Annotated in this window: 13 protein-coding genes; 6 read left to right on the top strand and 7 right to left on the bottom strand. The window is 73.0% G+C overall.

Features of this window, described 5'->3' with window-relative positions:
* Nucleotides 1-44: 44 nt before the first annotated feature.
* From AB0J88_RS06445 to AB0J88_RS06425, 5 genes are read left to right on the top strand one after another with little or no spacing between them, the layout of a single operon-like run.
* Nucleotides 45-1,283 carry an MFS transporter gene (locus tag AB0J88_RS06445; protein WP_364356434.1) on the top strand — a complete coding sequence of 413 codons (1,239 nt, stop codon included), beginning with the start codon at nucleotides 45-47 and terminating at the stop codon, nucleotides 1,281-1,283.
* Nucleotides 1,280-2,278, top strand: a complete 999-nt coding sequence (locus AB0J88_RS06440; protein WP_364356437.1) for a hypothetical protein — start codon at nucleotides 1,280-1,282, stop codon at nucleotides 2,276-2,278. The genes AB0J88_RS06445 and AB0J88_RS06440 overlap by 4 nt, the downstream gene beginning before the upstream one ends.
* A gap of 11 nt (nucleotides 2,279-2,289) precedes the next feature.
* Nucleotides 2,290-2,985, top strand: a complete 696-nt coding sequence (locus AB0J88_RS06435) for a phosphatase PAP2 family protein (RefSeq protein ID WP_364356440.1) — start codon at nucleotides 2,290-2,292, stop codon at nucleotides 2,983-2,985.
* 12 nt (nucleotides 2,986-2,997) lie between these two features.
* Nucleotides 2,998-4,230 (top strand): MFS transporter, encoded by a 1,233-nt coding sequence (locus tag AB0J88_RS06430; protein ID WP_364356443.1) that lies wholly within the window; start codon nucleotides 2,998-3,000, stop codon nucleotides 4,228-4,230.
* Nucleotides 4,202-5,128, top strand: coding sequence for a 5'-3' exonuclease (locus tag AB0J88_RS06425; RefSeq protein ID WP_364356446.1), 927 nt, complete (start codon nucleotides 4,202-4,204; stop codon nucleotides 5,126-5,128). Before AB0J88_RS06430 ends, AB0J88_RS06425 begins: the two co-directional genes overlap by 29 nt.
* Nucleotides 5,129-5,232: 104 nt before the next feature.
* Here AB0J88_RS06425 and AB0J88_RS06420 read toward each other — a convergent pair whose 3' ends face one another.
* Nucleotides 5,233-7,995: a DEAD/DEAH box helicase gene (locus AB0J88_RS06420; RefSeq protein WP_364356449.1), complete on the bottom strand. Its 2,763-nt coding sequence runs from the start codon at nucleotides 7,993-7,995 to the stop codon at nucleotides 5,233-5,235.
* A 91-nt stretch (nucleotides 7,996-8,086) separates the two neighbouring features.
* Here AB0J88_RS06420 and AB0J88_RS06415 point away from each other — a divergent pair, with 91 nt between their 5' ends.
* A complete protein-coding gene (locus AB0J88_RS06415; RefSeq protein WP_364356705.1) occupies nucleotides 8,087-8,839 on the top strand; it encodes an HAD-IA family hydrolase in 753 nt (250 codons plus the stop codon).
* On the opposite strand, the gene AB0J88_RS06410 is transcribed toward AB0J88_RS06415, so the two are convergent.
* The 6 genes from AB0J88_RS06410 to AB0J88_RS06385 form a co-directional block, all read right to left on the bottom strand.
* Nucleotides 8,826-9,734: a diacylglycerol kinase gene (locus tag AB0J88_RS06410; protein ID WP_364356452.1), complete on the bottom strand. Its 909-nt coding sequence runs from the start codon at nucleotides 9,732-9,734 to the stop codon at nucleotides 8,826-8,828. The two genes, AB0J88_RS06415 and AB0J88_RS06410, sit on opposite strands and share 14 nt — an antisense overlap.
* Nucleotides 9,735-9,775: 41 nt before the next feature.
* Complete coding sequence (gene tatC, locus AB0J88_RS06405; RefSeq protein WP_364356455.1) at nucleotides 9,776-10,708, bottom strand: twin-arginine translocase subunit TatC; 933 nt, start codon at nucleotides 10,706-10,708, stop codon at nucleotides 9,776-9,778.
* Nucleotides 10,709-10,729: 21 nt separating this feature from the next.
* The gene (gene tatA / locus AB0J88_RS06400) at nucleotides 10,730-11,008 is read right to left on the bottom strand and encodes a Sec-independent protein translocase subunit TatA (RefSeq protein ID WP_364356458.1); all 279 of its coding nucleotides are present in this window, start codon (nucleotides 11,006-11,008) and stop codon (nucleotides 10,730-10,732) included.
* A gap of 153 nt (nucleotides 11,009-11,161) precedes the next feature.
* Nucleotides 11,162-11,413, bottom strand: coding sequence for a hypothetical protein (locus AB0J88_RS06395; protein WP_364356461.1), 252 nt, complete (start codon nucleotides 11,411-11,413; stop codon nucleotides 11,162-11,164).
* Nucleotides 11,414-11,423: 10 nt separating this feature from the next.
* On the bottom strand, nucleotides 11,424-12,407 hold the full coding sequence (locus AB0J88_RS06390; RefSeq protein ID WP_364356464.1) for a YafY family protein: 984 nt from the start codon (nucleotides 12,405-12,407) through the stop codon (nucleotides 11,424-11,426).
* A 70-nt stretch (nucleotides 12,408-12,477) separates the two neighbouring features.
* A complete protein-coding gene (locus AB0J88_RS06385) occupies nucleotides 12,478-13,464 on the bottom strand; it encodes a WYL domain-containing protein (RefSeq protein ID WP_364356467.1) in 987 nt (328 codons plus the stop codon).
* Nucleotides 13,465-13,566 lie beyond the last annotated feature (102 nt).

Here is a 13,566-nt window from a genome sequence, read left to right as displayed (position 1 = left end):
GAAGGCGGTTGTTCCGGTCCGGGCCGGCATACAGGGTGTTCGGCGTGTACCTGTCGACGATCACCCGGCCCGGCGCGGCCAAGGGGCGCGGCGCGGCGTTCGTCGGCGGCAACGTCCTGGCGCTCGGCACCGTCAGCCTGGTAACCGACGTCTCGGCGGAGATGGTCACCGCCGTCCTCCCGCTGTACCTGGTGCTGGGACTGCACCTCAGTCCGGTCGCGTACGGGGTGGTCGACGGCGTCTACACCGGAGCCACCGCCCTGCTGCGGATCGTCGGCGGCTACGTCGCCGACCGGGTGCGCGCCCGCAAGGCCCTCGCCGGGTTCGGCTACGCGCTGTCCGCGGTCGCGAAGCTGGGGCTGCTGGCCGCCGGACGCTCGCTGGCCGGGATCGGCTTCGTGGTCGCGGTCGACCGGATGGGCAAGGGCCTGCGCACCGCGCCCCGGGACGCGCTCATCACCTTGTCCACACAGGCTGACGCGCTCGGCCGCGCCTTCGGGGTGCACCGCACGATGGACGCGGTCGGCGCGTTCCTCGGGCCGCTGGTCGCGCTCGCGGTGCTGGCCGGGTCCGGGCAGTCGTACGACGCGGTGTTCGTGACCAGCTTCCTCGTCGCGACACTCGGCGTGGCGGTGCTCGTGCTGTTCGTGCGGGAGCGGGACCCGCTCGCGGCCGCCCCCGCCGCTCCCCCGGTCCGCGTGCGGGAAGCGGTGGCCCTGCTGCGCTCGGCGGACCTGCGCCGGCTGCTGCTGGCGGCCACGCTGCTCGGCGTCGCGACGATCGGCGACGGCTTCGTCTACCTGATGTTGCAGCGGCGCACCGAGATCGGCCTGCTCTGGTTCCCGCTGCTGGCGGTCGGCACGAGCCTGGGCTATCTGCTGCTGGCCGCGCCGCTGGGGATGCTGGCCGACCGCATCGGGCGACGGCCGGTGCTCCTGGCCGGCTATGCCGCCCTGGCCGTCACCTACCTGCTGCTGGCCGCCCCACTTGGCGGGTGGGCTCTGCTGGTCACGGCGCTGGCCGCGTACGGGCTCTACTACGCCGCGACCGACGGGGTGTTGATGGCGCTGGCCGGTCCGGTGCTGCCCGACGCCCTGCGAGCCACCGGGCTGGCGCTGGTGCAGACGGGGCAGGCGCTGGCCTACCTGGCCTCCTCGGTGCTGTTCGGGCTCGCCTGGGCCGCCTGGGGTCCGACCGCCGCCGTGCTGGTGGCAGCCCTGGTCGCGGTCGTCGCCGGCGGAGTCACCGCTGGCCTGCTCTTCCACAAGGGACGGTTGACGTGAGCTTGAGCGTACGGACGCGGCTGCTGGTGGTGCTCGGCGTCGCACTGGTGCTGGCGGCGGTGGCGGTGTTCTACATCCGGGGCGCGGCCGCCCGTTCCACCCCGTCGACGCCGGCCGCCTCCAAGGCGGTCACGCTCAACGCCGCGCCGGTCCTGCTCACGGTCACCGACCGGCACATCGCAGTGTCGTCCACGATGGACCCCAGCGGCCCGCGCACGGTCTCCTCGGTCGAGTGCGTCCGCGCGTACGCCGCCGGCGGCACCGGGGTCTGCCTCCAACCGGCCACGCCGTGGACGTACAAGATGGTGGTCCTGGACCGTCGGCTGGCACCCGTGCGGTCCGTCGACATCCCCGGGCTGCCCAACCGGGCACGGGTCTCCGCGTCGGGGCGGATGATCGGGTGGACCACGTTCGTCGGCGGCGACTCCTACAACAGCGGCGGGTTCTCGACGCGCACCGGCATCCTCGACACCGCGCGCGGCACCCTGGTGCCGACCCTGGAGGAGTTCACGGCGACGCACGACGGCAAGCAGGTGCGGTCCGCCGACCGCAACTTCTGGGGCGTGACGTTCGCCGCGGACGACAACACCTTCTACGCGACGATGTCCACGGGCGGGCACCGCTATCTGACGAAGGGCGACTTCGCCGCGCGTACGCTGCGGACCGTCGCCGACAACGTCGAGTGCCCGTCGCTGTCACCGGACGGCACGCGCATCGCGTTCAAGCACGCGATCGACGCGGACCCGACGAAGGGCTGGCGACTGTCCGTGCTCGACCTCGCGACGCTGGCGGTCACCCCGCTGGCCGAGCCGGCCAGTGTCGACGACCAACCGGCCTGGCTCGACGGGTCGACCATCGGCTACACGGTGCGCCAGGGCGACGGCCGCCCGGACGTGTTCTCCGTGCCGGCCGACGGCTCCGGCTCGCCGCGGCTGCTCGTGCCGGGCGCGGAGTCACCGGCGGCGCTGGGCATAGCGATCGGACCGAACGGGTAAACACCCCCGCCATGCGTCACGTCATGCTCCGGCTGCTGCTGCCGTTGGTCGCCCTCTACGGGCTGATGATCGCGCTCGGTCTGTTCGTCACGAAGGTCGCGGACGGCTGGTGGCCGTTCACGGTCGAGGACCGGGCCAACGAGTCGCTGGAGGCGGCCCGCTCGGGCCCGCTGACCGCGGCCTCCCTGGTGTTCAGCACGATCGCCGACACCTGGTCGGTCATCGCGGTGTGCGTCTTCGCGGTGGTGATCCTGCTGGTCACCCGCCGGCCGTGGCGCGAGCCGCTCTTCCTGGCCTGCGCCGTCGCGGCCCAGGCCGTCATCTTCCTGTGCACCACGCTGGCGATCGACCGCCACCGCCCGGAGGTCGAGCACATGGACGTCTCGCCGCCGACGTCGAGCTTCCCGTCGGGGCACACGTCCGCGGCGACCGCGCTCTACTGCGGCCTGGCGCTGCTGTTCGCGCTGCGCTCGACGAGCCGGCGGTGGGAGACGGTCGTCTGGACCGTGTTCGTGCTGATCCCGGTCGGGGTGGCGCTGACCCGCCTGTACCGCGGCATGCACCACCCGAGCGACGTCATCGGCTCGTTCGTCAACGCGGGCGCCTGCCTGACGATCATGTACTACGGCATCCTGCGCTGGCGTGGCGCTCCCCCGCCGCGCCCGACCGAGGAACGCCGGCCGGTGTCGCTGACGCGCTCGCACTGATATGCATCAACGATGGCACCACAGCTGTCCCCCGCCCGGGCCACGGCCGCGCTCATCGCCCTCTCCTTGGCCGCGTTCGCCTATGTGACCACCGAGATCGCGCCCATCGGCCTGCTCACCGTGATCGCGGCCGACCTCGACCGGTCCCGCTCCGAGATCGGCCTGCTGGTCACCGGCTACGCGTTCGTCGTCGTCGTGGCCTCCCTGCCGCTCACCCACGTCACCAGGCGGATCCCACGACGACGGCTGTTCGCGGTGACGTTCGTGGTGTTCGTGCTGGCCACGGTCGCGTCCGCGGTGGCCACCAGCTACTGGGTGCTGGCCGGCGCACGGCTGGCCACCGCCGCCACCCAGGCCCTGTTCTGGTCGGTCGTCGGCCCGACGGTGACCGGGCTGTTCCCGGCGAACGTGCGCGGCCGGATCGTCTCCCGCTTCGGGATCGGCCCCGCTCTGGCGCCGGTGCTGGGCATACCGTTGGCGACCTGGATCGGCCAGCAGGCCGGCTGGCGGGTCGCCTTCCTGGTGCTGGCCGGACTCGGCCTGGTAGCCGGGGTCGTGGTCACCGTGCTGCTGCCGTCGTTCGCGCCGGCCGACGGCGGCGCCTCGCGGGGCACCATGCCCGACGCCCGCCGCTACCGCACGCTTCTGCTGGTCATCGCCGTCGGGGTCACCGGCTACTTCGTCGCGCAGACCTATGTGACGCCGTTCCTGCTCGACGTGGCCGGCTTTCCGGAGGCCTCGCTGTCGTTGCTGCTGCTCGTGGGTGGGGTGACCGGCGTGCTCGGCACCATCGTCATCGGCCGGTTCATCGACCGCCGGCCCGTGGTCGCCGTGAGCGCGCCGCTCGCGCTGGCCGGCGCCAGCCTGCTGCTGCTGTACGCGCTGGGCCGGGTCCAGCCGGTGACGGTGGTCCTGCTCGGCCTCACCGGGCTCGCCTTCAGCGCCTTCGCGTCCACCGTTCAGGGCCGCACGCTCCAGCTCGCCCCCGGCAACACCGACGTCGCGTCGGCCGGCTCCGGCGCGGCCTTCAACGCCGGCATCGCCAGCGGCGCCCTGGTCGGCGGCGCACTGCTGCCTTCGGCCGGCCCGCGCCCGGTCATGCTGGTGGGTGGACTGCTGATGCTGTCAGCCCTGGCCGTGGCGCTGCTCGACGCGCGTCGCCACCGCGCGCCGGGGCCGCTCCTGGCGCCGAACCAGCGCGTGGCAGAGTGTGACGATGACCAGACGACCACTGCTGCTCGTTGACTCCGCGAGCCTCTACTTCCGGGCCTACTTCGGCATTCCGGAGTCGGCGGCCCAGGCGCCCGACGGCAGCCCGGTCAACGCGGTGCGTGGCTTTCTCGACATGGTCGCCCAGCTCATCCGCACGCGCCGGCCCGACCGGCTGATCTGCGCGCTGGACTACGACTGGCGGCCGGCGTGGCGGGTCAAGCTGATCCCGTCCTACAAGGCGCACCGGCTGGCCCCCGGCGGCGGGCCGTCGACCGAGATCGTGCCGGACAACCTCGAGGCCCAGGTGCCACTGATCCTCGAGGTGCTGGCCGCGGTGGGCATTCCCGCGATCGGCGCGGCCGACTACGAGGCCGACGACGTGATCGGCACCCTGGCCAGCACGCAGCCCGGCCCGGTCGAGGTGGCCTCCGGTGACCGCGACCTGTTCCAGCTCATCGACGACGCGAAGCCGGTCCGCCTGCTCTACTGCGGACGCGGCGTCGGCAAGCTCGAGGACTGCGACGACGCGGCGGTGCGGACGAAGTACGGCGTCCCGGCGTCGGGCTACGCGGACTTCGCGGCGCTGCGCGGCGACCCGAGCGACGGCCTGCCCGGCGTGGCCGGCGTCGGCGACAAGACCGCGGCCCGCCTGATCAGCCGCTACGGCGACATCGACGCGATGCTGGCGGCCCTCGACGACCCGAAGGCCGGCTTCGCCCCGGGCCTACGCGGCAAACTGGACGCGGCCCGCGACTACCTCGCGGTGGCCCCGACGGTCGTCAAGGTCGCCCGCGACGTCACACTGCCCGATGTGGACGCGACACTGCCGTCAGCCCCCGCCGACGGCGACGCGTTGCTGGCCCTAGCCGAGAAGTGGAACCTGGCCGGCCCGTGCCGCCGCCTGGTCGACGCGATCAGCCACGCGGGGTAGAAGCGCGGTAAGCGCGACCCACCGCGAAGGTGGCAGCGGAGCGAAGCGGAGCGGTCTCTGGCGGGAGCAACGGTCGCGCCCACGACGAACCCGAGTCATCGCCCTTAGCTGTTGACGTAAGCCAATACCCCTCGGTTGATGGCGCCGATGGCTTGGCGGGCGGTGGTGCGAACGGTGCTGGACGCCCCGCCGGCATCAGCGATCTGACCGAGAAGATCCACCACTTGTCTCGCCCAGCGGACGAAGTCGCCGGCGGGCATGTCGCCGTCGAGGTTGTGGCCGCTGGCCAGGACCTTGGCCAGCGCCTCCCCGCGCGCCCAGCGGACGATCGGCCACACGAACCCGAGATCCGGCTCGCGGGTGCGTTCGACGCCGCGGGCCGCCTCGTCGGCCTCCAGCTCCGCCCAGATCTTCATCGTCTCGTCGATCGCGTCCGTGATCGGGCCGCGCGGCACCGACGCGCGCTCGTCGCTCTCCCGGCGGGCCTCGTAGAGGACCACCGAGACGGCGCCGGCGAGCTCCTCCGGGGTCAGGGCGTCCCAGACGCCCCGGCGCAGGCACTCGGCGACCAGCAGGTCGGCCTCGGACCAGATCCGGGCCAGCATGCGGCCGTTCTCGGTGACGTCACCGGTCTCCGACAGGTAGCCGCGGGCGGTCAGCAGCGCGCACACCCGGTCGAAGATGCGGGCCAGCGAGCCGGTCCGGCTGGACACCCGCTTGCGCAGCTCGTCGGTGTCGAGGGACAGGCGGCGCCGGCGCTCGGCCCAGCGGGCGTGCTCCTCGCGGTCCGGGCAGGCGTGGCAGGGGTGCTTGCGGAGCTTGTCGCGCAGGTCGACCAGGTGCGCGTCCTCGCCGGTGCCCCGGGCGCGGCGGCCGCGGCGGCTGTGCCGGTCGAGGCCGGTGCCGGTGACCTCGGCGGCCAGGTCGCGGCGGGCCGACGGGTTGCGGTGGTTGAAGTGCTTCGGCACGCGGATCCGCGCCAGCACCTCGGCCGGCGTCGTGAAGTCGGCGGAGGTGATCCGGCCGGCCCAGCGGTCCTGGGTGAGCACCAGCGGCCGCGGGTCACCGAAGCCGGCAGCGCCGGGGTCCAGGACCACGGCGAGGCCGGCGCGGCGGCCCGACGGCACCCGGATGACGTCGCCGACCCGCAGGCGCTCCAGCGACGACACCGCCTGGGCGCGGCGCTGGGTCTGGCCCTGCCGCGCCAGCGCCCGCTCCCGCTCACCGATCTGCATGCGCAGGTCGAAGTACTCGTCGAAGTCGCCGTGGCTGCACTGGACTTCCTGCGTGTACTGCTCGATCGTCTCCTCGTTGCGCTGCACCTGCTTGGCCAGCCCGACCACCGACCGGTCGGCCTGGAACTGCGCGAACGAGGCCTCCAGCAGCGCCCTGGAACGGTCGGCGCCGACGGTCCCGACCAGGTTGACAGCCATGTTGTACGACGGTCGGAAGCTGGACCGCAGCGGATACGTGCGGGTCGACGCGAGGCCCGCCACGTGCCGCGGGTCGACCTCGGGCGACCAGACGACGACCGCGTGGCCCTCGACGTCGATGCCGCGCCGGCCCGCCCGGCCGGTCAGCTGCGTGTATTCGCCCGGCGTCAGGTCGACGTGCGCCTCGCCGTTGAACTTGACGAGCCGCTCCAGCACCACGCAGCGGGCCGGCATGTTGATGCCCAGCGCCAGCGTCTCGGTGGCGAACACGGCCTTGACGAGGCCGCGGACGAACAGCTCCTCGACGACCTCCTTGAACGCGGGCAGCATGCCGGCGTGGTGTGCGGCCAGGCCGCGCTCGAGGCCGTCGAGCCACTCCCAGTAGCCGAGCACCGAGAGGTCCTCGCCGGGGATCGCGGTGATCCGCTCCTCGACGACGCGGCGGATCTCGGCCCGCTCGTCGGGCGTGGTCAGCCGCAGCCCGGCGGCCAGGCACTGCTGCACGGCCGCGTCACAGCCGGCGCGGCTGAAGATGAACAGGATCGCCGGCAGCAGGTTCTCCCGGTCGAGGCGCTCGACGATCTCGGCGCGCAGCGGGCCCTTCCAGCGCGGCCCGCGGCCGCCGCGACCGCCGCCGGCCCAGCCGTCGCGGCCCATCTCGAGGCGGCGCAGCATCTCACGCGAGTAGCGCAGCAGCTCAGGGTGCACGTCGTGCTTGCGCGCCGCCGCCGCGTCGTGGAACAGGTCGAACATCCGGCGGCCGACGAGCATGTGCTGCCAGAGCGGCACCGGCCGGTGCTCGCTGACCACCACGTCGGTGTGGCCGCGGACGGTGACCAGCCAGTCGGCGAACTCCTCGGCGTTGGAGACCGTGGCCGACAGTGAGACCAAGGTCACTGACGCCGGCAGGTGGATGATCACTTCTTCCCAGACCGCGCCGCGGAACCGGTCGGCCAGGTAGTGGACCTCGTCCATCACGACGTACGCCAGGCCCTGGAGCGCCGGCGAGCCGGCGTAGAGCATGTTGCGCAGCACCTCGGTGGTCATGACCACCACGGGCGCGTCGCCGTTGATCGCGTTGTCGCCGGTCAGCAGGCCGACGTTGGCGGCGCCGTGCCGCTCGACCAGGTCGTGGTACTTCTGGTTCGACAGGGCCTTGATCGGCGTGGTGTAGAAGCACTTCTTGGGCGGGGCGTCCGGTTCTCCCCCGACCAGCGCCAGGTGCACGGCGAACTCGCCGACCACCGTCTTGCCGGCGCCGGTGGGTGCGCAGACCAGCACGCCGCTGCCGCGCTCCAGGGCCTCGCACGCCTCGCGCTGGAAGTCGTCGAGGTCGAAGCCGACCCCGAGGGCGAAGTCTTCCAGGGCCGGGAACGCGCTGGCCTTCGCGGCCCGGCGGCGCGCCGCGGCGTAGCGCTCGGCGGGGCTCGACATGTATCCAAGATTACGGCGTGCACGCCGCGCCGACGCGGTAGGCCGTGCGGGACCCGCCCGGTAGGTCGTGGGTAAGGTCCACGGCGTGCCATTGCCAGACCGTGCGGAGCCGCCCAACCCACGTGTGCCGGACGCACCGGACCACCTGTCCAGACGCCCCGTAGAGGCCGTGCTCTTCGACTTCCACGGCACCCTCGCCCAGGTGGAGGACCCGGTGGCCTGGGTGGTCGCCGCCGCCGTGGCCTGCGGCGCCGAGCTCGACCGGGGCAAGGCGACCGTGCTCGCCGACCGCCTGGTCACCGCCGGCCGGGCGGGCGGGCCGCTCCCCCACCGGGTGCCGGTGCACCTGGCCGAGGTGTGGGCGGACCGCGACCTCTACCCGCACGCGCACCGGGCCGCGTACGTGGGTCTGGCCGCGACCGTGCACACCGACATCGAGGGCCTCGCCGACGCCCTCTACGAGCGGCTGCTGGGCGCGCCGGGCTGGCAGCCGTACGCGGACACGGCCGAGTCGCTCAAGGCGCTGCGGGCCGCCGGTGTGCCGGTGGCGGTGGTCAGCAACATCGGCTTCGACATCCGGCCGCACTTCGAGGAGTGGGGGCTGGCCGAGCTCGTCGACGCGTTCGTCCTGTCCTACGAGGTCGGCCGGGTCAAGCCGGACCCGGCGATCTTCCTGCGGGCGTGCGGCATGCTCGGCGTCGACCCGGAGCGGGCGCTGATGGTCGGCGACACGCCGGCGGACGCGGGCGCGGTGCGGGCCGGCCTGACGGCCCTGGTGGTGCCGGCCGCGGACCCGGGCAAGGTCAACGGGTTGGGTGCGGCGGTGGCGCTCACCCGGCGGTGAGCACCCGCAGCGCCCCCTTCACGCACTCGACCGTGACCGGCAGCGGCGCGACCCGCTCGCCGTCGGCGTAGCCGACGATCCCGTCGGCGGAGAGCTCGATGCGCGTCGCCCGGTAGGTGTCGACGGCCGGGTGCGTGACGTGGGTACCCGCGTAGATGCGTGGCTTGACCCGCATTAGCGTGGTGCGGCTGATCGGGCGCACGACGGTCAGGTCGAGCCGGCCGTCGGTGGGGTCGGCGTCGGGGCAGATCCGCATGCCTCCGCCGTAGCTGCCGGCGTTGGCCACGGCGACCAGCACCGCGTCGCGCTCCTGGACCTCGCCGTCCAGCACGATGCGGTAGCGGCGGGCGCGCAGCCGGGCGAGCTCGACGAGGATGGCCAGGTCGTACCGGATCGGGCCGCGGGGCCAGCTCATCCGGTTGCCGCGTTCGTTGACGATCGCGTCGAAGCCGGCCGCGAGCACCCCGCCGAACCAGCGGGTGGTGCCGTCGCCGGCGGTCAGGCGGGCCAGGTCGAGGGCTTTGGTGCCACCGGACGTCAGCGCGTCCGTCAGGGTCACGAGCGCGCGATGCGGGTCGTCCGTGAAGCCGGCGGCGACCGCGAAGTCGTTGCCGGTGCCGGCCGGGACGATGCCCAGCGGCACGCCGGTGTCGGCGAGCGCCTGCAGAGCCAGGTGGACGGTCCCGTCGCCGCCGACGGCGACCAGGGCACCGGCGCCGCCTTCGACGGCCTGGTGGCAGGCGACGAGAGCCTGCGCGGCGGACGACGCTTCCAGCGGCTCCACCGCGTGTCCGGTGGACCGCAGGTGGGCCAGGACGGCCGGAAGCACGTCGCGGTGCCGGCCCCGCCCCGCTCCGGGGTTGGCCAGCACCGCGATCGGCCCGTCGATCTTCATCGCGGCACCCTATATCCGGGGTGCGGCGCCGCGACAGAGGATCAGGTGATGTCGTCGTCGTAGCGCCGGTCGATCGGCCGGGGTGCCGCCACCGGTGCGATCTGCTCGATCGGCGCGCCCGCCGGGATCGGCTCGCGGTCGTCCTCGAGCTCCGACATCTCGTCGTCGTCGACGTCCGCGTACAGCTCGCGGCCCCGGCCCCGGCGTTTGTCGTTGAGGAACGCGACGCCGACCGCGGCGAAGTAGAGCGCGCTCAGGCAGGCGCCGAGCGCGGTCATGCCGAACGGGTCGGGCGTCGGCGTGACCACCGCCGAGAACAGGAAGAAGACGAAGACCGCGACCCGCCACCAACCGAGCAGCCGCTTCGCGCTCGCGAGGCCCACGAAGTTGAGCATCAGCACGATCAACGGGAACTCGAACGCCACTCCGAAGATGAGCAGCATGTTGGTGACGAACGATATATATCGGGTGACTTCGAGTTGTTGCTGTGTGCCGGTGACGCCGGCTTCCAGCAGGAAGTGCAGGCCCTTCGAGACGACGAAGAAGGCCAGCACGGCGCCGGCGATGAACAGCGGCGCCGCCAGGGCGACGAAGAAGTAGGCGTATTTGCGCTCGTGGCGGTGCAGGCCCGGCGCGATGAACGCCCAGAGCTGGTAGAGCCAGACCGGCGACGCGACGATCAGGCCGACCCACAGGGCCAGCTTGAGCTTGAGCAGGAAGCCGTCGCCCGCGCCGAGCTGGAGGAACTCGACGTCGACGCAGGGCTTGCCCGGGAACTGCGCGCAGTAGGGCTGCTTGAGCAGGTCGAAGACGGGCTGCGCCAGGATGTAGCCGACGATGAACCCGCCGACCAGCGCCAGCGACGCCTTGAACAGCCGGTTGCGCAGCTCGCGGATGTGCTCGACCAGCGTCATCGAGCCATCGGAGGCCCGCTGGAACTCGGTCGGCCCCTTACGGCGCAGAGACATGGCCATGACCGGATGACGTCCCGGTCGTCAGATCACGTCGCGGCTGCGCTGCACCGGGTCGACGACCGGCGGCGGCGTCGCCTGCACCGGCTGCTGCGGGAGCGGCTGGCGACCGGACTGCGCGTCGGCCTTCTCGGCGAGGTCGTCGTCCGTCTTGCCGTCGTCGACCAGGCCCTTGGTCTCGGCCTTGATGATGCGCAGCGAACGGCCGAGCGAGCGGGCCGCGTCAGGAAGCCGCTTCGCGCCGAAGAGCAGAACCAGCAACACCACGAGGACGGCGATGTGCCACGGCTTGAGGGCGCCCATGGGAACTCCAAAGTCGATCAGATGTCAGACGGTGTGGTGCGTCGGGGTGACGAGCCCATCCTACGGGTGACATCCCACGACGCCACCCGCCGGTGGACCTCAATAGCCGGTGAAGTCTGGTCGACAGGCCGCCCGACCTTGACAATTCGGGCGTCAGCCCTTGCCGCGCCCAGCCTTGATGACTGCGATCCGCTCCTGGGCGACCACAGCGCGTTGCTGGACGGCCTCGACCTCTTCCTGCAGCTCGGCGAGCTTGGCGCCGAGCTGCTCGGCGCGGGCCTGCCGGTCTTCGAGGCGGCGCAGCGCGCGGGCCAGCTCGGGCAGCCGGGCCAGCACGGGCCGGGCGGCCAGGGCCAGCAGGAGCAGGCCGAGCACCGCCGCGCCGATCACGATCCAGAGCACCACGGGCGACAGCTTAGAGCGTTTCGGTCACCGGCGCCGCGTAGGCGTCGAGCGCGGCCGTGGCCGCGTCGCGGACCCGCTCGACCAGCTCCGGCGGCGACACGGCGGTCGCGTCGGGGCCGAGACCGAGCACGAACCGCTGTGCCCAGGCCAGATCGGTGACCCGCAGCGTGACGATCCACTCGTCGGGCTCGTGCGCGTCGGGCCGGACCTCCTCGCACGGGTAGTACTCGGTGATCCAGCGGCCACCCCGGCCCACCTTGAGGGTGATCAGCGGCAGCTCGGCGCCCGGCGTGAAGACGCCGTCGCTGACGTCGTGCAGCTCGGCGGTCGGCGGAGGCGAGGCCGGCTCGTCGAGCTCGGCGAGGGCGTCGATCCGGTCGGCCCGGAACAGCCGGACCGCCTCGGCCCGGCGGCACCATGCCTCCACATATGCCCGGCCCTCGACCATCAGCAGCCGGATCGGGTCGATCACGCGCTCGGTGGTCTGGTCGCGGGTCTGCGCGTAGTAGGTGATCCGCAGCGCCCGGCCCCGCTCGACCGCGCCGCGCAGCGTGGCCAGCCGGTCGTCGCTGCCCGGCATGCGGACCGCGACGGGCGCGTCGGCCAGGTCGCCGGCCGCGTGCTCGATCTTGGCCAGGGCGCGCTCGATCGCGTCGCGGTTGGCCATCCCGGGCGTCTCGGCCAGCATCCGCAGCGCGACCACCAGGGCCAGCGCCTCGTCGGGGGTCAGCCGCAGCGGCCGGTCGATGCCGGCGTCGTAGGTGATGGTGACCCGGTCACCGTCGAAGGCCATGTCGATCAGGTCGCCCGGGCCGTAGCCGGGCAGCCCGCAGACCCAGAGCAGCTCCAGGTCCTCGCGTAGCTGCCGCTCGGTCACGCCGAGGTCGGCGGCTGCCTGGGCCACCTCGATCCCCGGCCGGGCCAACAGGTAGGGCACCAGGTTGAGGAGCCGCCCCAACCGATCGGCGCTCGGCCGGACCGCACTCGGCGTCATGCTCGTGCCCCGCTTCGCGCGGCCCGGCAAGACCCCACGGCACTGAGCTGGCTGCGCTGGCTTCGCTCGCTCATGCGAGCACCGGGCTCTCGTGGCGGGCCGCGGTCTCCTTGAGGCGCTGGATCACCGCGTCGCGTACCTCCGGCGGCTCGACGACCCGCACGTCCGGCCCGTAGTTGACGAGCTGCGTGGCGATGAAGTCGACGTCGGCGTAGCGCAGCACGACCCGGTCGACCTCCGGCCCCGGCACCGTCTCCTGCGCCCACCGCCGCAGCCCGGCCGCGCGGCCCTTGCGGACCAGCACCGTGGTGCGGCCGGTGCGCTCGATCGGCCCGCTGAACCGGGCCACGTAGCTGATCAGGTCGAGGTCACGCGGCGGCTCGTAGGCTCCGGGACGGCCGGTGAGCCGGACGGTGCCGACCACCCGGGAGAGCCGGAAGCAGCGGGGCGCGTCGCGGTCCAGGTCGTGGCCCACCACGTACCACCGGCCCCGCCAGCACACCACGCCCCACGGCTGGAGGCGGCGGCTGGTCGGGCCGTCCTGCTCGGGCACCCGGTAGTCGAAGGCCACGGTGCGCCGGTCGCGGGCGGCCGCGGTCAGCGGCGCGAACGTCGGGTCGACCCGGACGATCGGCTCGACGCCCAGGGTCGCCTGCGGGTCGACGTCGACGCCGGCGGCGCGCAGCTTGGCCAGGCCCGAGGACGCGGCCGCGGCCAGGCCGGCGTGCTGCCAGAGCCGCCCGGCGATGCCCACGGCGGCGGCCTCGTCGGGCGCGAGCGGGATGTCGGGCAGGGCGTAGTCGCGGCGGGCGATGCGGTAGCCGGGCTCGGTGTCGAAGACGCTCGCGGCGCCGGTCTCCAACGGAACGCCCAGCTCACGCAGCTCGGACTTGTCGCGCTCGAACTTGCGCTGGAACGCCTCGTGGTCCTTGGGGTCCTCGGGGTCGTGCTCGTAGCCGGGAACGGTCGCGGCGATCTGCGCGGCGGTCAGGAACCGTCGCGTCGAGAGCAGGCAGATCACCAGGTTGACCAGGCGCTCGGTGCGGGTCCGCGACACTCCCAAGACGCTAGCAGTGTTGGTACGCGTGTGCGCACACCCTTACGAGGCATAGCCTTGCGTTCGTGACCTCGGAACACCCGGACCGGCCCTCGGACTTCG

The sequence above is a fragment of the Asanoa sp. NPDC049475 genome, from assembly GCF_040676915.1.
In the GTDB taxonomy this organism is placed as follows: Bacteria; Actinomycetota; Actinomycetes; order Mycobacteriales; family Micromonosporaceae; genus Asanoa.
Note: the sequence above shows the minus strand (reverse complement) of the source record. Positions and strands in the feature narration are given on the sequence as shown.

What these genes read in the sequence shown, in the direction of transcription:
- AB0J88_RS06435 (WP_364356440.1), top strand. Translation starts at nt 2,290, where the DNA reads ATGCGTCACGTCATGCTCCGGCTGCTGCTGCCGTTGGTCGCCCTCTAC.
- AB0J88_RS06430 (WP_364356443.1), top strand. Translation starts at nt 2,998, where the DNA reads ATGGCACCACAGCTGTCCCCCGCCCGGGCCACGGCCGCGCTCATCGCC.
- AB0J88_RS06425 (WP_364356446.1), top strand. Translation starts at nt 4,202, where the DNA reads ATGACCAGACGACCACTGCTGCTCGTTGACTCCGCGAGCCTCTACTTC.
- AB0J88_RS06420 (WP_364356449.1), bottom strand. Translation starts at nt 7,995, where the DNA reads ATGTCGAGCCCCGCCGAGCGCTACGCCGCGGCGCGCCGCCGGGCCGCG.
- AB0J88_RS06410 (WP_364356452.1), bottom strand. Translation starts at nt 9,734, where the DNA reads ATGAAGATCGACGGGCCGATCGCGGTGCTGGCCAACCCCGGAGCGGGG.
- tatC (WP_364356455.1), bottom strand. Translation starts at nt 10,708, where the DNA reads ATGGCCATGTCTCTGCGCCGTAAGGGGCCGACCGAGTTCCAGCGGGCC.
- tatA (WP_364356458.1), bottom strand. Translation starts at nt 11,008, where the DNA reads ATGGGCGCCCTCAAGCCGTGGCACATCGCCGTCCTCGTGGTGTTGCTG.
- AB0J88_RS06390 (WP_364356464.1), bottom strand. Translation starts at nt 12,407, where the DNA reads ATGACGCCGAGTGCGGTCCGGCCGAGCGCCGATCGGTTGGGGCGGCTC.